This window comes from Chachezhania sediminis (assembly GCF_009765275.1).
Classification (GTDB): Bacteria; Pseudomonadota; Alphaproteobacteria; order Rhodobacterales; family Rhodobacteraceae; genus Chachezhania; species Chachezhania sediminis.
On record NZ_VOPH01000021.1, the window covers coordinates 1 to 19813 of the forward strand.

The window sequence follows — 19813 nt, forward strand, 5'->3', positions numbered from 1 at the left end:
CATCACCATCTGAACCGCCCGCTCGCGGAACTCCGCCGGGTACGGGCTCGTCGTATTCTTCTTCCTGTCCATGGAGAGCTATCCTTTGAGAATTTTGCTCTCCGGGCAAGCCGGGGCGGTTCAGGACCGGGAGCTTCGCACGCTGGCGCTGCGTGACGGCCTCGCCCAGGCGGGCTGTGTTCCAGTGGATGACGATTGCGGCGAGGAGGTTGAGCGCGGCCATCCGAAAATGTTGTCCCTCGGCCGTCCTGTCGCGGATTTCGCCCTGTCGGCCGATCCGCAGAGCATTCTTCAGCGCATGGTGCGCCTCGCCCTTATTGAGGCCGATCTGGACGCGGCGTTGCATGTCGGTGTTCAGGACCCATTCGATCATGAACAGCGTCCGCTCGATACGGCCGACTTCGCGCAAGGCGACGGCAAGGTCGTTCTGGCGGGGATAGGACGCCAGCTTGCGCAGGATCTGGCTGGGCGCGACGGTCCCGGCCGTCATGGTCGCCGCGATCCGCAGAATGTCGGGCCAGTTGGACGCGATCAGGTTCTCCCGGATCGTGCCGCCCGCCAGACCGCGCAGGTTCGAAGGCACGGCCTTCGGCTCGAAGACGCAGAGGCGCTTGGACGGCAGATCGCGAATGCGCGGGATGAACCGGTGACCGAGGCGACGGCCCGACATCTGCGCTCGGCCCTCGCGCGTCTCGCCCCCGGTGGACGGCTCGTGGCGATCACAGGGGCCGCATTTGCGCCGGATGCGCCTGCCTGGGCCGAGACCTTCGGCCGTCTGACCGAGACCGCGCATCTCGTCTTCACCGGCGCGGTGTCGGGCGCGGCTTTCAGACAGCATGCCCTGGTCCGTGTCCTAGCGCTTTGGGTTGCAGAACAGCTCAATGCACTCGAAGACATCCTGAATCGGGATCGGCAAGCGCAATTCCGGTCGGGATCGAAACGGCACATATGTTCAGGAAGGGGCAACTCGACGATTGATGCCCGTTTCCGGTCCATGCGGGGTCGGCCGCGCAGATCGCGGCCCCAACAACCGGAACCTGCGCCACCGGGACGGTCGTGACCGTGCCACCTCTCGTCGTCAAAAATCCTCCGGCGTCAAAACCGGATGCCAAGCTCCACGGAAAGGCTGTGCTGGTTTGCGTTCTCCGCGATCTCCCCGCGATACGCGAAAAGGATTGCGGACTGCGCGCCGGTCTCGACCCGCATCCCTGCTTCGATCAGGGCGGCATCTTTCGTGATGGGCGAACCGCTCACGAGAAAGCCGTCGCTGCCGTTGAAGGTCAGCGAGCCGGTGGGATCGACATCGCCGAAGGCGTGGCGCCAGCCGAGACCCGCGCCAAAGGTCGTGGGCGCACCGGCCAGCCAGAAGTCGCTGCCGTAACGAACTCCGAGCGTGGTGAACGAGGTGTCGGTCGTCCGGGCTTCACCTGTCAGGGCGGCAGCGCCACCTGTCTCGGTAAAGCCGTCGGTATTCGCATGCACGTGGCTTAGGCCGGCATAGGGTTCAAGCTTGCCGAAGCCGAAGTCCAGCCGATAGCCAGCTTCGGCGAAGACCTGCGTCGTGTGGGCGTCGTAGCTTGCGACAAGGTCGTCGAACGCCGTTCCATAGCGCGCGCTGCGTTCGGTCTCGATATCGTTTCGCGAATGGATCAACCCGGCACGAATGCCCAGCGGCCCCTGCTGCGATCCGGCATAGAGCCCGACGTGATAGTTGTCGCTCGACCCGCTGGACGCCCGATCATCGGAATCAAACGAGGATTTGCTGATGGCGGCCAGCGCCCCCAGCCGCCAAGTGTCGCCGACAGGGATATCGTAGCCGCCAATGAGGCCACTTATCGAGTTGTCGAACTCGGCAATGCCCTTGATCGCACCGGTACTGCCGCGACTTCCGAATGCGGTGCCCCAGGCCACGGGACCGTCCAGGATGGACTCATCGCCGGTGACCGACGCAAAGGCATTGCGGGCCGTCGGAACCGACACCGCGCCCGAAGCAAACCGCAGCCGCGCCAGCGCGTTGGCCTGCAACACCTGGCCCTGTTCCACCAATGCGCCATCGATCGAGGCGTGAATCTCGCCCGAAAGCGCATCGAACGCGGCCGGTGCGGTGTCCGTGTTCATCCTGACGATCTGCTCGTGGACCGCGTTGTCGGTGACCAGCGTGTCAAGCGCCGCCGCCGTCGCCGCCTGGTTCCCGGTTCGGGCGGCGCTGGCGAAGGACAGATCGCTGCGCCCGACCGAAAGCGCCACGTTCCGCGCCCCGCTGACGATATCGAGCGACAGGAAGGGGGTCGCCGCGTTCCGGGGCGAGAGGTATTCGCCTTTCACGCCGCCACGGGCCGTCAGGATGTCGAAGCGGCTGCCGATCCCCGGCAGCTCTGCCAGGGAAAGAAGATCGACCTGCGCGCCGTCCTCGATCATGGCGGCGCCCTTGACCACGATCCTGTCTGCCGCGGCACCGTCGATCGTCAGCTCGTAGACCGAGCCGGACCGCTGCATGAAGTTACCCGCGACCTTCATTTGTCCCACGGTCACTTCCGACGTTTCCGGATGCCCGGGTGAGATCGTGCCGCCGGACCTGACCGTCACGTCGCCAAGCGTGCCCGTTCCGGCCAGTCGCCCGGCCCCCTGCACCTTCGCCACGCCGGTCAGGCGGCCCGTCACCGCCAGGGTCCCGCCGGTGACGGTGGTCGCCCCGGCATAGCTGTTGTCGCCCGAAAGGATGAGCGTCCCGGCGCCGCGCTTTCGCAGCCCGGCCGGACCGGAAATCGGGTTCGACCACTCCGAGACATAGCCTTGCGTATCGACGTCGAAGACGCCGTCGTAACGGAACGCCATCGGACCCTTCACCGCCGTCCCGATATCAAGCATGCCCTGTCCGTAGATTTCGGCAGGTCCCACATCCTTCGCCGTCGTCAGGATCGTCTCGATCACCTGGCGCGCATCCATGTAGGGAAAGGCCTGGCGCAGAACGGCTGCCGAACCGGTCACATGGGGTGCAGCCATCGAGGTTCCGGCCTCGTATTCGTAGGTGCGCCACGGGAAGGTGGAAAAGATCTGGTTGGTCTCGTAGTCGATCTCGCCGCCCGGCGCGGCAAGACACCATTCCGCGGCCGCGCCGCAGCGATTGGAATAGCTGGCGATCTTGCCGTCCGGTCCGACGGCGGCGACGGCAATCAGCGTGCCTTGCAGGTCCGAGAAATCAAGATCGGCGATGGCCGGATCCGATGGATCCATGGGGGTGTAATAGGCCCCATCCTCCAGCTGCTCGGCGTCTTCGATCTGCACGAAGGCATAGAGACCCGCGGCCGTGTTCTCCGGCGTGATCAGCGGCATCATGCCGTTGCCATTGGGAAGGGCGGACGCAATGGGTTGATCGATGTATTCGTTCCCCGCCGAATAGACCATCACGACGTCGGCCTCGGCCAGCGCCTTGAGATGACGGTAATTCGCGATCATCGCTTTCGGGTCTTCGTAGATCGGCTGGAAACCGAGTTCCACATAGTTGGGATTCTCGATGGCGTTGCCGTTGTCATCCTCGATGTACTTCGACAGCGTGGGGGGGCCGAAACTGCCGTTCAGCACCTGCGCGCCGTGGGTGGCCGCATAGGCCTGGGCCCTCAATTCGGCGTCGGGCAGGTCCGGATCGTCGTCGTCGGGCGTGATGGCCCGCAGGGGAAGAAGGATCGCATCATAGGCCACGCCCTGCATGCCCTTGCCGTTGCGGGCCGCCCCGATGATTCCGGTGACATGGGTCCCGTGCCCTTCGATTTCACCGTCTTCGGGATCGATGTCGCTGACGTCATTGGGCGGCAACCCAGCGCCGAAGTTCCGCAGGTCCGGTGAGACTCGACCGGCAAACTCGGGGTGGTTGACCGCAAGGCCACTGTCGACGATAGCGACGATCACGTCCTTGCCCGTGTACCCGAGCTGGTTGGCTTCAAGCGCCCCGATCATGGCAAGACCCCAGTTGGCCCGGTATTCGGCATCGTCGACCGGCGCTGTCTGTGCCAAGAGCGGCGAGGAGGTCACAACGATCGAGATCGCCACGGCGAATGCGCCACGCCCGAATTCGGTCCCTGTTGTCTTGTTCATGGTTCCCTCCGCGTTCCGGAGATCTGTGGCAAACTCTGCAGCCGTGGTCCATCTCCCTTCGTGATTTTTCACGTGGTCCGGATGATTGTATCGATCAACGGGGCACAGTCGCCCTGGCCAAGCGATCCTGCATGCCGCCTTGTTCTATGTGCGGCATGTCGTGTCGTACCGAGATCCCCAAGAGATCCTGGCCCGAGGCCCGCAATACGTACGCGCGTGCCGGGCGGACCGCAGGTTCGATCAGACCGTGGCGGCTTCGAGACGGAGGGTGTCAGGCGCATCGGCGCCACCAAGGAATGGAAACGAAACAGCAACCCTTGATATCGAAGCCCATGGCAGAGGCATTCGAAATGCCAATGAGAGCTGCCGGTTCGGCGACGCGGCGCGGCAGCGGCTCGCCCAGTCGACCGTCATCGACCTGCGCCAGAACCTCCATTCGATTCAACTCGCGCTCGCTCATAATCAGCCATCCCACGTCCGCTTATCCTCGCATCGTTTTGCGGGGAGAGTGACATTCCTGAATTGTTCATGGATGACATTTTGGCTTTGCCGTGTAGGCTCAAGTGTCGTTGCGACGGTTTCCGCTATCTCAGTTTCATCATTTCCTCTCTGAATGCCTCGGTCGGTGTTCGCCATCCGAGGCACTTTCTGGGAGTTGCGTTCAGGCGGTCGCAAATCGCCTTCATATTGCGATTTGAGAGCGCTGCCACGGGCGTGTCCCGGGGCAGGTAGCGGCGCGCCCGCTTGTTCAGGTTTTCCACCGAGCCTTTCTGCCAGGGGGCCTGCGGATCGCAGAACCAGGCTTCGGTCCCGATCTCCCGCTTCAATCGCCGCCAGCCGGCGAACTCGATGCCGCGGTCGAAGGTGATCGAGCGGCGTGCCGGCTGGGGCAGGGGCTCGATGGCCGTCATCAGCCGATCCATCAGATGTCGGGTGCTGCGGTCGTTGTTGCGGAACAGCACGGCGTAGCGGGTCTTGCGCTCGACCAGGGAAGCGACGTTGGCCTTGCCGTGCTCCCGGCGGAAGATCATCAGGTCCCCCTCCCAGTCTCCGAAGGTCGCGCGGTCGTTCACATCATCGGGCCGGTTCCGGATGGCGCGATCCGGTGGGAACACAAGGCCGCGCGGGCGGCGCGCATAGCGCGGCCTTCGTTGTTTGCGGCGGTCGGGCAGGTAGCGGGCCAGCATCTCGGACTGACCTTCGCGGCTGTAGACATAGGCATAGATCGTCTCGTGGCTGATCCTGACCGGTTGGCCTTCGAAGTGTAGCCGGCCTGCAATCTGCTCGGGTGACCAGCCTTCCTTGAGACGGTCGATGACGGCTTCCCGCAGCCTCGGCAGCCGGATCAGCTTTCGGCGCCTGGCGCGTCTGGCGGCGGCACACCGCTGCGCAGTCACGCCGTAGTAACCATCCAGATACGGCAGCTCTTCATCGGCAAAAACGTTGCGCCTGATCTCCCGGTACACGGTCGAGCGATGCCGACCGATCTCGACCGCGATCTTGCTCACGGGCATCTTCGCGGTCAACATCGTCTCGATCATGCGCCGCTCGCGCAGATTCAGCTCTGTGTGGGTCATCTTCCTTCTCCTTGCTTTCCAGCAGGATAGGGGATTTGTCGCAAGCCAGATTAGAATGCGCCAACGCCCCGTAGTCAGTCTTATGTAAATGCACAGAAAGAGATCTCTGCCGACGCCGCGTCGGTCCCTTGGAAGTCTGGCGAAAGCTTTGCAGAGAACGGCCGAAATGCTGACCTAACTTCGGCTTGTGGCATATGTGGCTTCGCCACCATGAATGTCCTAGGGTTGGCGCCGCGGACCTGTCCTGTCTTCGGTCCGGATCCAATGACAACCCACGCAACTGCGGTCGTCGGGAAGATCGCGACGCCGGGACATGGTGGGATGGGCCGCGATGTCCTGGCGACGGGTGACTTTGCCTATGCTGCAGACTGGGGAAAGCGGGCACGGGTGCGGTTGGCGAAGGCCACGAGCGAGAGCATCACCGGCACTTCGACCAGTACCCCCACTACCGTTGCCAGCGCCGCACCGGAGTTCAGCCCGAAAAGCGAAATGGCCACGGCGACGGCTAGTTCGAAGAAGTTCGACGTGCCGATCAGCGCGCAGGGGGCGGCGATCCGGTGCGGCACCTTCAGGGCGAAGGCCGCGCCGTAGGCCAGGGCGAAGATGCCGTAGCTCTGGATGATGATCGGCACCGCGATCAGCAGGATCACCGCCGGGCGGGACAGGATCGTTTCCCCCTGAAGGCCGAACAGGATGGCCACGGTCGCGATCAGCCCGACCACCGACCAGGGCTTCACCCGGGCGGAAAACGCGTCGATGGCCGGCTTGGAGCCCAGCTTGCGGCGGGTGATCAGGCCTGCGATCAGCGGCAGCACGACATAGAGGACGGTGGCCAGCACCAGCGTTTCCCACGGCACCGACAGGTCGGTCACCCCCAGCAGGAAGGCCACGATGGGCGCGAAGGCCACAACCATGATCAGGTCGTTCACCGACACCTGCACCAGCGTGTAGGTCGCATCCCCCTTGGCCAGCTGCGACCAGACGAAGACCATCGCCGTACAGGGGGCCGCCCCCAGCAGGATCAGGCCCGCCGTGTACTGGGCGGCATCCTCGGGCGAGATCAGGGGCGCGAAGACATGGTCGAAGAACAGGACCGCCAGCAGCGCCATGGTGAAGGGCTTGATCAGCCAGTTGACGACCAGCGTCACCAGCAGGCCGCGCGGTTGGCGTGCGACGCCCGCGACCGCGCCGAAATCCACGCCGACCATCATCGGATAGACCATGGCCCAGATCAGCACGGCCACCACCAGGTTGACGCTCGCGACCTCGGTCGCGGCGATGGCCTGCACCAGGCCGGGCGCGGCCTGGCCGATCAGGACACCGGCAATCATGGCCAGCCCGACCCAGACGGTCAGGTAGCGTTCGAAGATGGTCATGCCGTCACTCATTCGTCTGGTCGGCCAGCCGGCCGGAACACATCGCGGCCAGGATGACCATCACAGCGGCGGTGCCCATGACCAGGGTCAACCCGCCAACCTGGTAGGTCAGGCCTGACAGAAGCGTGCCGATCAGTCGACCGCCCGCATTGGCCATGTAGTAGAAACCCACGTCCATCGTCACCCGTTCAGATCTGGAAAAGGCGAGGATCAGGTAGGAATGCAGCGCCGAATTCACGGCAAAGAGCGCGCCGAAGGCCAGAAGGCCCGCGACCAGCGTCACCGTCAGCCAGGTTTGCGGCCCGGGCGACAGGGCCACGGCCACCGTCAGCGCGGCAGGCACGACGAAGAGCGCCAGCGCCCAGCTGCGGGCCGCGCGGATCAGCTGTGCCTCCGGCCGGACGGCGGCGTGCAGGATCCGGGGCGCGCTGGCCTGGACCATGCCGTAAAGGATGATCCAGACTGCCATGAAGGTGCCGATCATGAAGAAGGCGGCGCGGTTGCCCTCGGCCGTCCCGTCGGACAGGACGGCATAGAAGTAGATCGGGATGCCCACGACGAACCAGACGTCCCGCGCCCCGAACAGGAACACGCGCGCCGCCGACAGCCAGTTGACGTTGGCCGACTTCGAGAAGACCTCGGAGAACTTCGCGCCCTTCCTGCCCCGGGGCAATCCGGACGGCATGAACGTCACCACCGCGATCAGGACGGCCCCCAGCACGACGGCCATGGCCCGCACGGCCCAGTCGAAGCCGAATGTCGCCAGAAGCGCCGCGCCCAGAAGGAAGCCCACCCCCTTCACCGCGTTCTTGGATCCGGTCAGCACGGCAACCCAGCGGAACAGCCCGCCGTTCTCTGACGGGGCCAGCAGTTTCACCGCCGATTTCGCGGACATCTTGGCCAGGTCCTTGGCGACGCCGGACAATCCCTGCACGCACATGACGAAGACCACGGAGACCGCGATGCTCCACTCCGGGTCCAGCTGGGCCAGCGCAAGCAGCGCCACAACCTGAAGCCCAAGCCCGGCATACAGCGTCGAGGTCAAGCCGAACCGCGCCGCGATCCAGCCGGCGCCCAGGTTGGTGATCATCCCCGCCACTTCGTATAGCACGAACAGATAGGCCAGCTGCACCGGGCTGAAGCCCAGCCTGTGGAAATGCAGCAAGACCAGCATCCGCAGCGCACCGTCGGTCAGCATGAAGGCCCAATAGGCCGCCGTGACGGCGAAATAGGCCGACAGGCCTTCCGGTCGGGCGGGGGCCACCTGGCTCACAACCCGGCCCCGACCATCAGCGCCACGTCCACCAGCCGGTTGGCATAGCCCCATTCGTTGTCGTACCAGGCATAGACCTTCAGCTGCGTGCCGTTGATCACCATGGTCGACGGTGCATCGATGATCGCGGACCGCGGGTCGTTGGTGTAATCGGTCGACACCAGCGGCCGCGTCTCATAGCCCAGGATCCCCTTCAGCGGGCCCTTGGCCGCAGCTTCGAAGGCCGCGTTGACTTCTTCCACCGTGGTTTCACGCTCCAGCTCGAAGACGCAATCGGTCAGCGAGGCATTCAGCAGCGGCACCCGCACCGCGTGGCCGTTCAGGCGGCCCTTCAGTTCGGGATAGATCAGCGTGATCGCGGTGGCGGACCCGGTCGTCGTCGGGATCAGCGAATTCAGCGCGGACCGCGCGCGCCGCAGGTCCTTGGCCGGGCGGTCGACCATGGTCTGGGTATTGGTCACGTCATGGATCGTGGTGATGGAGCCATGCCGGATGCCGAAGGTTTCGTGCACCACCTTCACCACCGGTGCGAGGCAGTTGGTGGTGCAGGAGGCGGCGGTGACGATCCGGTGCGCCGCCGCGTCATAGGTCGCGTCGTTGACGCCATAGACGATGTTGGCGGCATTGCCGTCCTTGACCGGGGCGGAGACCACGACCTTTTTCACGCCCGCCGCGAAATAGGGGGCAAGCCTGGCCTCGGTCTTGAAGACGCCGGTGCAGTCGATCACCACGTCGACGTCCTCAAGCGGCAGGTCCCCGAGCGCGGTGGCGCCGATGAATGGCAGGCGCGTGCCATCGATCGTGACGCTGTCCGCGTCATGGGCAAAGGCCGCATCCCAGCGACCGTGGACCGTGTCGAACTCCAGCAGATGCGCGTGCATTTTCGGGTCGCCGACCGCGTCGTTGATCCAGGCGATCCGGGCGCCGCGCTCCAGCAGGGGTTTCAGGGCAAGCTTGCCCATGCGGCCAAGGCCGTTCAGCGCATAGGTGGTCATGCCGGCACCTCGGGGGCGGTGCGGCCGATGTCGTCGACCGCCTTCTGCAATGCAATGCGGTCCAGGCTGTCGAAGGGCAGCGCGACAAAGGCTTCGATCCGCCGCTTCAGCGCGCCGTAGGCCTGTTGGAAGGCCAGGGCCTTCTGCGCATCGGTCCCTTCGGCCTTCACGGGGTCGGGCATGCCCCAGTGGCCGCTGATCGGCTGGCCGTCCCAGGCCGGACATTCCTCGTTCGCGGCCTGGTCGCAGACCGTGAAGACGAAATCGAAATGCGGGGCGTCCGGTTGCGAGAATTCCGAGACGTCCTTGGACCGGAGCACGGACACGTCGTGACCCTTGTCCTGCAGGACCTGCACCGCGAAGGGGTTCAGCTGCGATCCGGGCCAGGTGCCCGCCGAACAGGCATTGAACCGGTCGCCGGCGACCTTTCGCAGGATCGCTTCGGCAAAGATGGAGCGCGCGGAATTGCCCACGCAGATGAAGAGGACGTTGTACGTGCGGTCAGCCATCAAGGCGGATCCTGTACCGAAAGGCAGGCAGATGTCGGGACGTCCACGGCAGCAATCGCCGAAAAGGGATCCGAACAGCCGTTGCACTGTTGTCATGTCAATCGAATAGAGAAGCGACGTGCCTGCCCGCTGCTGCTCCACCAGGCGGTCCCGCGACAGCGCGGCCAGGTAGGCGGACATCGTGCTTGCCTTGACCCCAAGCGCCAAGGCGATCTCTCCCGCCGGCACGCGGTCGGGATACCGGCGCATGAGCAACCGGAAGATTGCCAGACGCTGCGGATGGCCCAGCGTGGAGAGCAGGTCGGGAATCTCTTTTTCCATTTCTCATGGAGTATTGAATTAATGGGCGTCTGCCCAGTGAATGTTTTGTGACATGGGCAAGCGGAAGGCTCTCGCGATCTTCGCGCCGGCGGCGCGGGACGCCTGCGAGGCTGGAACTGGCGTGGACAATCGTCCACCAGCGCCGGGCGACCTTCAGCGTGGTCGTCATCTGAGGCCGATACAATCCTTCGGGGCGGAACGGCGACAGCCGGCAGCGGTCCCTGACCGGCCAGCGTATGGACGCCGGCCCGATACCACGCCAGGAGTATGGGCAGGAACGACCACAGCCCCGGGGCACCGCGATGAGGCGATGCCGCCGGCGTCCGGGGGCCCTGCCCTCGCGCCCCTGCAACAGTACTGGAAAGCCACCGACATGACCGACCGTATCTATGCCAATGCGCTGACCCCCGACGGGAACCGAAGCGACCTTGCCACCCGCGACGGACGCTTCGTCCCGGTGGAGACTGCCGCCCCCGATGCAAGGCGGATCGACCTTGACGGGCTGACGGTGCTTCCGGCCTTCGTCGAAGGCCACATTCACCTGGACAAGAGCTTCGTCGGCGACGCCTGGCATCCGCACCAGCCGGCGGATACCCTGCGCGAACGCCTTGCCGTGGAAAAGCGCCTTCTGGCCAGCGCCCTGCCGGTGACCGACCGGGCCGAGGCTCTGCTCGCGCAGGCCCATGCCTTCGGCACGGTCGCCATGCGCAGCCATGTCGACGTCGACCCGGTCCTGGGGCTGGACAGCCTGCACGCCGTCGCGGCCGCCTGCGAGAAGTGGAAAGGTCGCGTGGACGTGGAACTGGTCGCCTTTCCGCAGGCCGGGATCGTGTCGAACCCCGGTACGGCCGATCTGCTGGACGCCGCCATGCGCGAAGGCGCGACGGTGATGGGCGGGCTGGATCCGACCGAATTCGACGGCGACGCCGAGGCGCATCTCGACATCGTGTTCGGCACGGCCGGGCGCCACGGGTCGAAGATCGACATCCACCTGCACGAACACGGCGCCGGCGGGATCGAACAGATCGAACGCATCGCGGCCCGCACGACCGCGGCCGGCATGGCGGGCCTGGTCACGATCAGCCATGCCTATGCGCTGGGGGATGTCGGCCTGGACCAGGCACGGCGCGTCGCGGCTGCCCTTGCGGAGGCGGGCGTGGCGATCATGACCAACGCGCCGGGCGATCACCCGTTTCCGCCCGTTGCCGTGCTGCGCGCGGAAGGGGTCTGTGTCTTTGCCGGAAACGACAACATCCGCGATGCGTGGTGGCCCTATGGCAACGGCGATCTGCTGGAGCGCGCGATGATGATCGGCTACCGCTCGGGCCTGAACACCGACGAAGAGCTGGGGCACGCCCTCGACATGATCACCGTCGATGCGGCAAGGGCCCTTGGCCGGCCGGTCCCGGGCTTTGCGGTCGGGGACGAGGCCAGTTTCGTGATCGTCGATGCGCCCAATGCGGCGGCGGCCGTGGCCTCTCCCTCGTCGGAGCGGGTGCTAGTCCAGCGCGGCGAGATCGTGCCAAGGTCTCGCCCCTCGATCCACTCGCGTCTGGCCTGAGACAGCCCTCGGGCCCCGGCACGGTCGCAATCGTGCCGGGGCCCGAAGGACCTTACTCGTCGTCCGCGTCCGGGCCGTCCTGGTTCGACGGACTGATGTCGCCCCGGCGCTGCGCTGCGACGCGCCTGTCCGGGCCGACCGGATCGGCATCGCCGCCGACGGTTGCGATCCCGTCCCCGGCGATGTGGATCGGCGGGGCCATGCCATTCTTGTCCTCGCCCATGTACAGGGTCATGTGCGGGAACGGGATCTCGATGCCGCGGGCGTCGAACACTTCCTTGATCAGCTCGTTGTAGGCGCGACCGACGCCCCACTGGCTGCCCGGCAGGGTCTTGATCCGCGCGCGAACGGTGACGGCGGAATCGGCGAATTCCGTCACACCGTGCATCTCCAGGTCGCCCAGGATCACCGCGGCATGGTCTTCAAGCTGCATCAGCCGGTCGAAGGCCTCCTGCATCGCCAGCTTCACTTCGCCGATATCCTCGCGGTATGCGACACCGATCGCGGCCACGTGGAAGCTGAAATGCTTCATGTAGTTCGAGACCGAGTCGACCGTGGAGAACGGGATGAAGTGCAGCGTCCCGTCCAGCGACCGGATCGACACCGAGCGGATAGTCAGCTGTTCGACAACGCCGGTGATGCCGGCGGCGGTCACCACGTCCCCGGTGTTCATCGCGTTTTCGAACTGGATGAAGATCCCGGTGATCACGTCCTGCACGAATTTCTGCGCACCGAAGGAAATTGCCAGGCCAAAGACGCCGGCGCCGGCGATGAGCGGCCCGATGTTCACACCGATTTCCGACAGCACCATCATCGCCAGGACGATGCACAGCAGGATGGTGAAGGCGTTCCGCAGCAGCGACAGCAACGTCGTCTCGCGCGGGGTCGGCGCGTGACCGACTTCGGGGTTCAGCCGGAACTCGACCCAGGAGGCCATGGCGAGATAGAGAAGCACCCCGATGGCCAGGATCACCAGCACCGACGCCAGCGTGCCGAACAGATCGCGGCCTTGCGCGCTCAACACCCATTCCGCGACTTCCATCAGGCTCCAGGCATCGGCGATGGCAAAGACCACCGCGACCACGACCACGATCCGAACGGCTTTCAGAACCGTTGGCACGAAGGCGTTCAGCCGGTCTTCCAGCAGCGGCAGGCGCCGTTTGACTTCGCTGGGAAGTCTGAGGCCCAGGGCGATGGCGTGCGAGATGGCGACGGTCACCGCCACGCCGGCCACGATTGCCAGGATCGTCCGGACCGTGGCCACCACCATGAAGTTGAGGGCGTTTCCGGGATCGGTCATCCAGATCACGAAGAACGCCACGGCGTACAGGATCAGGATCCGGTGCCACTGGTCGCCGATGATGGCGAAGACACGCCCAAGAAAGTCGGTATTTCCCGCATTGAGCCGCCGGTGCAGGGCGTCCTTCATGCGGGTCTTGTTTTGCAGGATCAGCACGATGACAAGCAGGAGCGACAGGAAGATGACGACTTCGCTTACCGCCTGCCCGACCGACTGGGAGATCTCCATCGACACGACCGGGACCGCGAACAGGGTCCCGTAGCCGACAAAGCTGATGAGCCGGCTGGCCCAGAAATACCAGTACGTCGCATCGGTATCGTCGAAGGGCACCACCCGCAGCGGCTTTTGGCGGGGCATCAGCACGGCGTTGACCACCACCTTGATCACCTCGATGACCAGGAAGGCGTTCAGGAACAGCGTCTGATAGATGCTCATCTGTCCGGCCCTGCCGAAAATGAGCGAAAAAGCATAGCCGGCCGCCCAGGCCAGGGCCACGGCCAGCACGTTCAGGATCACCGCAGGCGCCAGATGCGAAAGCTGCGCGGCCAGGGTGCCGCGTCGCTCTGCGCCGCGTCCAAGCCTTGCCGTCACGGCGGCCAGGATCCAGCGCAGCCCCAGGAAGGCCACGAACACCACGCCGATGGCCAGCGCCAGCTGGGTCAGGGTGAACGCAAGAACCGGATAGTCGACCTGGGTCGCCTCGACCATCGCTTCGGTGATGTCGTCGGTCATCTTGTCGAAGGACCGGATGACCACCATCCCCTTTTCGGCCAGGGCCCGGGTGTGTTCGGCCACCGTTCTGGCCACGTTGTCCTGCAGGGATGGTCCCGCCTCTTCCGCGGGGGCTTCGGCAGGCGCGCCGGTTTCGGGCTCTGCCTGCGAGGCCGCCAGGCTGGCGCGCAGGGTCGCCGTCAGCTTTGCCCGGGCGCCTTCGTCCTCCAGCGTGGCGATAAGGGCTTCCACCGCATCCGGATAGTCGCTGTCGACAGGCGCCTCGGCGCCCGCTTCGGTCGATGTCGGAGAGAGCAACGGGACTTGGGCTGATGCCACCTGCACGCTAACGCACAATGCGCAGATGGCCATTAGGATGTATCGCATGTCAGACACTCATTTTATTGTATTTCAGCAAGACTTGGCGCAATTCGGCGCGACGGCCAGTGCCCGCGTGGGTTCTCGACCGGTCTCGATGTGATAGCTGCCCCGATCGGGGGAATTTGGGCGCTGTTGCCTTGTTGATGTCGATCGCGTTGTCCTTGGGACAGGCGCCCGCATGGCAACTGGGTGATCGGATACAGTTCCGACGCCGGGTTGATCTGGTTAAGTCTGCCTCTGCGGCGTTTCGAACTTCGTACTGCCCTGGTCGATCAGGGCGCGGTTTGCGGAAGAGGTTCAGCCCAGCGGCTGTTCGGGATGGTCGAGGGTGGATTTGTTCTGTGCGGCGGCGGACGGCAACAGGTCCAATGCCGTCTGACGAGCCCGCACCGGCGCGTTCGCCGCGCATCGGGAACAGGGAGGTTCACGCGGCACCTCCCCCGGTTCGGCCTCTGTCGAGAGGCTGTCGAGCACATGCCGGGATGCGGTTCTGACGGTCAGCCTGCGCAGCCGACCATTCGTGGTCCGGTCCGCGAAGGGCCTGTCGGTCCGGCCGGGAGGCACCGGGCGGGCAGAGCGACCGGCCGAGGACGGGAGGCCCGAGGGCCGTCCGGGAGAAGAGCCTGCCATTTTTGTGACTGGGGCGAGGCTGAACACGAGAGGTCTCCACTTGCACAAAATAGGGGGCTTCTGCGTGGCTCAAACCGACGCGACTTGACGTCGAGGTGCAAGGGGGCGGTCGCGTCAAATCCTTGGATTCGGCCCTGAGGGCCAAGTGATCCTGGACCTGCGGCGCCGTTGTGCACCGCAGGTCCCGGACCGGGGTCAATTGACCTGTTCGAACTGGAAGGGTTCGGCCGGCACGAATTCCGCGGACACTTCACCCGACTGCAGGGAGATCATGTCCACGCCGAGGTTCAGCGTGCGCACGCCGCCTTCGGGAGAGAAGTCCAGCTTCTTCAGGTCCACCCAGAACAGGTTCGGCGAAATCGCGGATTCGACATAGAACAGATGGTCCTTGTGATCCGCCACCACCCGCCAGCGGGTGGTGGACAGGTTCGGCGACTCGGGCGTCGTGATGCCATAGGGGACCGAGGCGTTGCGGATCACGCTGAAGGCCGCCGCAGCCGCGATGCGCGGATCGTCCGACTGGACCACCATGTCGATATAGGTGTCGGCGCGGGCAAACCGGTCGGGCGATCGCGTCGTGCCCGGCAGGACCTCGCGCGGGTTCACGTCCTGCCAGTAGTCGCGGATGGCCAGCTGCTGGTCATAGGACGGATCGTTGGTCATGGTGCGGTATTCGGACCCGTGATGGATGACCAGCTTGCCGTCCAGCCATTCCAAGATGGCGCTGTCGCCGCTGGCATCCGACAGGGACAGGTGCACCTTGGCCAGGCGTCCGGGCTGATCCGGGACCTCGGCCGTCACCACCGCGAAGGGGTTGTTTTCCATGTCCGCCACGGCTTCGGCGACGGTGCCGTAGTTGTCCATGAAGTACTGGGCCCAGATCGACAGCGACATCTTGGGCGTTTCGCCGTCGTCCTCGGGATATTCGGACGACACCAGCCACAGCATGTTGGCCACCAGCCCGGCCTCGTTCATGCCGTCGACGGTCGAGAAGTCGTAGCCCGACACGATCATGCTGCCGTATTTCGACGTCCAGGTCAGCGAATTCTCGCCCGCTTCGCCATTGCGCTCCATGCCCCGCGGAAAGACCCACAGGTTGGACAGCATCGGCAGGCTCCAGTCCATCGAGCGCGCGGTCAGGACACGCCCTTCGGGACCATGATAGACGACGCGGGTGCAGGCATCGGCCAGCGGCACCGCGGCGACGGACAGGGTGGCCGCAAGGGTCAGGCGGCCCCAGAATGATGCAATCTTCTTCAAATTCGTTACTCCAGTTCGCTTCAGTGCCGGGATCCGGGGGGGACTGGTTGATCCAGTCCCGGTTGGTAACTCACGATTGTATGGTTGTTCAATGCAGTGGGCAAATCACACAGGCGTGCCGACGGCCGCAATCCCGGCGTGATCGGGCGAACCCGGTGGATGCGCCTTCCCTCAGGTCACGGGCAATAATGCTTGGCTTTCATCGTCTTCGCCCGGTTTTTGACTTTGGGTAACGACCGAAAGCGTCCCGGATGGACCTGATACCCGACCGCCACAGTCAGGAAACCATGACCTTGACCGGGACAACTGCGGCGTGCAGGTGGCCCTGGAAATCACAGAGGACCGGCCGGCAGGATGCGCCTTGGTAACCCAGGCGGATCCCTTGATTACGGGCAGGTCGGACAGGGCTGCGGGCCTTGTCATGAAGGGCAGCCCCCTTCGGAAGGAGACTTGAGCATGTTCCGTTCCCTTGCATTCGCCGGCGCCATCGCCCTGGCAGGCCCCGCCGCCGCACAGACGGCAAGCCAGTGGACAGGTCAGGCCACCGCCTATGTCTGGGGGGCTGGCGTCGGAGGGGACGTCACCCCGTTCTCGGGCGCCCCGACCGTGTCCTTCGACCGGTCCCTGTCCGAAGTGCTGAAGGATTCCGACGAATTCCTGTTCCTGTCCGGCTTTGCGCGGCGCGGCAACCTGGTCCTGTTCGCGGACCTGTCCTATTCGTCGTCGTCCCGGTCGGGACTGGTGCCCCCGGGCATTCCCGCCAGCGGAAAACTGTCCCAGCGTTCCATGACCCTGGCCGCCGGCAAGCGGGTCGTCAACGAAACGACGCAGACGGTCGACGTGATGGCCGGGCTGCGCGCCTGGCGGGTCGAGGGCGAGGTTTCGGTGCCGCTGGCCGGCGTCAGCGTTTCGCCGACGAAAAGCTTCGTGGACCCGATCATCGCGGCCCGGACCAACATCACGCTGGCGCCGCGCTGGTCGGTGATCGGCTATGCCGATGTCGGCGGGTTCGGCGCCGGGTCGGACCTGACCTACCAGGTCGTGGTCACGGCCAACTTTCAGGCAACCGAAAACCTGTTCCTGTCGGCCGGCTTCCGCCAGCTCTATCTCGACTACGACAGCGGCGGCACGGCCTTCAACGTCACGATGGCCGGCCCGGTGCTGGGCGCGACCTGGCGTTTCTGACCTGGTCCTTGGCGCCTTGGCCCGGGACGCAAGTTCAACCGATCTGTCGGACCGGCAATGAAAGCATGGTTGAGCATCGTTGCAGAACTTTCCGGCGAGCGAGGTTCAAATCGCTAATCCGCCAAGTTGAGAGCCATCCCTGACGAGGCGCAAGCCTGCGTTCTACTGCGCTCGGAACTGGACCTCCCACAACGATGCCGTGAAGCCGCGCGGTTCGCTCCTTGTCTGGCCGACCCTGGAAAAGCTTGTGCTCTGTTCGCGGAGCTTGCATGCCCGGATGACCGATACCTGCGCCAACTCATCGTGGTCGGCATGACGTCGCGCGTCCGACAAGTCGCGACCCATCCTGAGCGAGCCGACCCTTGGCTGACGAAGCTGCTGCAGAGAAAGCCCGCAAGGCTGGCGACCGTCGCCATGGCGAACAAAACAGCGAGGATCATGTGGGCAATCCTCACGAGGGATGAGCCCTACAGGCCGCACGCCGTATGAGAGGGCGCGCGCCCACGAGATAGCAAGACCAACGATGTGATGGTGTGCCATTCAGCCGCAACGATCAGGACGCTCCGACGAATGTCCCGGGCGCCATTGCCCGCGAAGCAGATAGGAACCTGATCTGCGGATCCCATCAGGGCCAGCGGCAATGACCGCGTCAACAGGCCGGACACAAGACCGCTTCTGAAAAGGTACACAAGATCATTTAAGCCTTGCTATGCGGGAGCCATCCACACAGGTCGTTCGCTGCATTCTGGACGAATGGTCGGTTCGGGGCCGTTGGCCGGCTGGCAGCTGCCTTCCCGAGATGTTTGGTTTGCTGGCTTAGTTATGGCAACGGTGATGCGTTGACCCAAAGATGCCAGAGTTGTCAATGAGCGTTCAAAACTGACCCGGTTTCAGCGTTTGATTTTGACCCGTCGTTCAGACGGCAAAGCCCCCAGGCGGGCCGCCCTCATATAGCGAGTCCGTCTGGGGGCTTTGCTTGCGATGCGGTTATTCTTCTCTGCGGCCTTTGCTCTGAGCGAAGCGGTATGACCTGTTGCCGGTCTCGATGATGGCGCAGTGGTGCGTGACGCGATCCAAGAGCGCGGTTGTCATCTTGGCATCGCCGAAGACAGCGACCCATTCCCCGAACTCCAGGTTGGTGGTGATGATGACGCTGGTTTTCTCGTAGAGCTTGCTGATCAGGTGGAACAGCAATGCGCCGCCGGATTTCGGAAACGGGATATAGCCCAACTCGTCGATGATGACGCAATCCAGGGCTGACAATTGCCGGATGATCTTCCCGGCGTTGCCGTCGGCCTGTTCCTTGATCAGGGTATTGATCAGATCGACCGCGTTGAAGAAGCGGGCCTTCTTGCCGTTGTTGATCAGGGCGGTTCCAAGCGCGATGGAGCTATGTCTGAAAATGGGTGATGGGGTCTGAGAAGGCGGCGTATCGTGGCGGGTGTCCAAGCCTGCCAGAACTTCCAGAAGGAACGATACGCCTATGTCTGACGATACCACGATCACGCCGCTCCGCCAGCCTGGAACGATCCTCGACCCGTTGACCGAGATCGCCCGCGAAGGCGCGCGCCAGATGCTTGCGGCGGCATTGAAGGCCGAAGCGGCCAGCTTCGTCGCCCGGTTTTCCGAAGAGCTTCTGCCTGATGGCCGACAGCGTGTCGTGCGTCATGGGACCGGCCCCGAGCGCGAGATCCAGACCGGGATCGGACCTGTCCCGGTGCAACGCCAGAAGGTGCGCGACAGGGCGAAGGGCATGCCCGACGAGAAGAAGATCCGCTTCACTTCGAGCATTCTGCCACGATGGGCGCGGCGGTCGCGCAGCCTCGATGCGTTGCTGCCCGTGCTCTACCTGCGCGGCGTGTCCACCGGCGATTTCCAGGAAGCACTCGGCGCGCTGCTCGGCACGGATGCGCCAAACCTGTCGCCCGGCGTCATTTCGCGCCTCACGGCGGGCTGGCGGGAGGACTACGACCGCTGGCAGCGCCGTGATCTCTCGGCCCGTCGCTACGTCTATATCTGGGCTGATGGCGTCTATCTGCAGGCCCGGATGGAGCCGGTGGCCGAGTGCATACTGGTCGTGCTAGGGGCGACACCGGAGGGCAAGAAGGAGTTGGTGGGCTTCCAAGTCGGTGTCCGGGAAAGTGCGCAGAGTTGGCGCGAGCTGCTGGTCGATCTCAAGGCCCGAGGTCTGGCGGTCGCGCCGGAACTGGCCGTCGGCGACGGTGCCTTGGGGTTCTGGAAGGCGATGGACGAAGTCTTTCCCGGCACCCGTCACCAACGCTGCTGGTTCCACAAGATGTCGAACGTGCTGAACCACTTCCCGAAATCTGGGCAGCCCGCCGCCGCCGCGGATCTGCGCAACATATCGCATGCGGCAACCCGGGCGGAGGCCATGGCGGCCATCGAGGCCTTCAAGGAAAAATACGCCGCGAAATACGCGAAGGGCGTCGCCTGCCTGACCAAGGACACCGACGCGCTGCTGGCCTTCTACGATTTCCCGGCCGAACACTGGGACCACCTGAACCGCCCCGGCTTGCCCGGAGAGCAAAATTCTCAAAGGATAGCTCTCCATGGACAGGAAGAAGAATACGACGAGCCCGTACCCGGCGGAGTTCCGCGAGCGGGCGGTTCAGATGGTGATG

At 64.6% G+C, this 19813-nt stretch carries 12 protein-coding genes and 3 pseudogenes; 4 read left to right on the forward strand and 11 right to left on the reverse strand.

Annotated elements, in window-relative coordinates:
• Positions 1 to 130: 130 nt before the first annotated feature.
• The 8 genes and pseudogenes from FQK05_RS25340 to FQK05_RS25375 all read right to left on the reverse strand — a co-directional run.
• Positions 131 to 760, reverse strand: a pseudogene (locus FQK05_RS25340) (Tn3 family transposase); the annotation flags it as partial.
• A gap of 335 nt (positions 761 to 1095) precedes the next feature.
• Positions 1096 to 4092 (reverse strand): autotransporter serine protease, encoded by a 2997-nt coding sequence (locus FQK05_RS25345; RefSeq protein WP_158972307.1) that lies wholly within the window; start codon positions 4090 to 4092, stop codon positions 1096 to 1098.
• A 271-nt stretch (positions 4093 to 4363) separates the two neighbouring features.
• The gene (locus FQK05_RS25350) at positions 4364 to 4552 is read right to left on the reverse strand and encodes a hypothetical protein (protein ID WP_199252771.1); all 189 of its coding nucleotides are present in this window, start codon (positions 4550 to 4552) and stop codon (positions 4364 to 4366) included.
• Positions 4553 to 4676: 124 nt separating this feature from the next.
• On the reverse strand, positions 4677 to 5669 hold the full coding sequence (locus tag FQK05_RS25355) for an IS30 family transposase (RefSeq protein ID WP_158972311.1): 993 nt from the start codon (positions 5667 to 5669) through the stop codon (positions 4677 to 4679).
• A gap of 356 nt (positions 5670 to 6025) precedes the next feature.
• Entirely contained in the window at positions 6026 to 7045 is a 1020-nt protein-coding gene (gene arsB, locus FQK05_RS25360) for an ACR3 family arsenite efflux transporter (RefSeq protein WP_158972313.1), read from the reverse strand.
• A gap of 4 nt (positions 7046 to 7049) precedes the next feature.
• Positions 7050 to 8318 carry an organoarsenical effux MFS transporter ArsJ gene (gene arsJ / locus FQK05_RS25365; protein WP_233270685.1) on the reverse strand — a complete coding sequence of 423 codons (1269 nt, stop codon included), beginning with the start codon at positions 8316 to 8318 and terminating at the stop codon, positions 7050 to 7052.
• A complete protein-coding gene (locus FQK05_RS25370; protein ID WP_158972317.1) occupies positions 8315 to 9313 on the reverse strand; it encodes an ArsJ-associated glyceraldehyde-3-phosphate dehydrogenase in 999 nt (332 codons plus the stop codon). The genes arsJ and FQK05_RS25370 overlap by 4 nt, the downstream gene beginning before the upstream one ends.
• Entirely contained in the window at positions 9310 to 10143 is an 834-nt protein-coding gene (locus FQK05_RS25375; RefSeq protein WP_158972319.1) for an arsenate reductase/protein-tyrosine-phosphatase family protein, read from the reverse strand. Before FQK05_RS25375 ends, FQK05_RS25370 begins: the two co-directional genes overlap by 4 nt.
• A 373-nt stretch (positions 10144 to 10516) precedes the next feature.
• Between FQK05_RS25375 and FQK05_RS25380 the strand changes: the two genes are divergently transcribed.
• On the forward strand, positions 10517 to 11704 hold the full coding sequence (locus FQK05_RS25380; protein ID WP_158972321.1) for an amidohydrolase: 1188 nt from the start codon (positions 10517 to 10519) through the stop codon (positions 11702 to 11704).
• A 52-nt stretch (positions 11705 to 11756) separates the two neighbouring features.
• Here the strand turns inward: FQK05_RS25380 and FQK05_RS25385 are convergent, their stop codons facing one another.
• Positions 11757 to 14054 (reverse strand): mechanosensitive ion channel domain-containing protein, encoded by a 2298-nt coding sequence (locus tag FQK05_RS25385; RefSeq protein ID WP_233270686.1) that lies wholly within the window; start codon positions 14052 to 14054, stop codon positions 11757 to 11759.
• An 867-nt stretch (positions 14055 to 14921) separates the two neighbouring features.
• The gene (locus FQK05_RS25390; RefSeq protein ID WP_233270687.1) at positions 14922 to 15986 is read right to left on the reverse strand and encodes a linear amide C-N hydrolase; all 1065 of its coding nucleotides are present in this window, start codon (positions 15984 to 15986) and stop codon (positions 14922 to 14924) included.
• Positions 15987 to 16442: 456 nt separating this feature from the next.
• Here FQK05_RS25390 and FQK05_RS25395 point away from each other — a divergent pair, with 456 nt between their 5' ends.
• Both FQK05_RS25395 and FQK05_RS26615 read left to right on the forward strand, forming a co-directional pair.
• Entirely contained in the window at positions 16443 to 17171 is a 729-nt protein-coding gene (locus FQK05_RS25395; protein ID WP_158972325.1) for a porin family protein, read from the forward strand.
• A gap of 279 nt (positions 17172 to 17450) precedes the next feature.
• Positions 17451 to 17660 (forward strand): annotated as a pseudogene (locus FQK05_RS26615) (IS110 family transposase); the annotation flags it as partial.
• 498 nt (positions 17661 to 18158) lie between these two features.
• On the opposite strand, the pseudogene FQK05_RS25400 reads toward FQK05_RS26615, so the two are convergent.
• Positions 18159 to 18566 (reverse strand): annotated as a pseudogene (locus FQK05_RS25400) (ATP-binding protein); the annotation flags it as partial.
• Positions 18567 to 18654: 88 nt separating this feature from the next.
• Here FQK05_RS25400 and FQK05_RS25405 point away from each other — a divergent pair.
• A partial coding sequence (locus tag FQK05_RS25405; RefSeq protein WP_233270688.1) for an IS256 family transposase occupies positions 18655 to 19813 on the forward strand: 1159 nt, incomplete at its 3' end.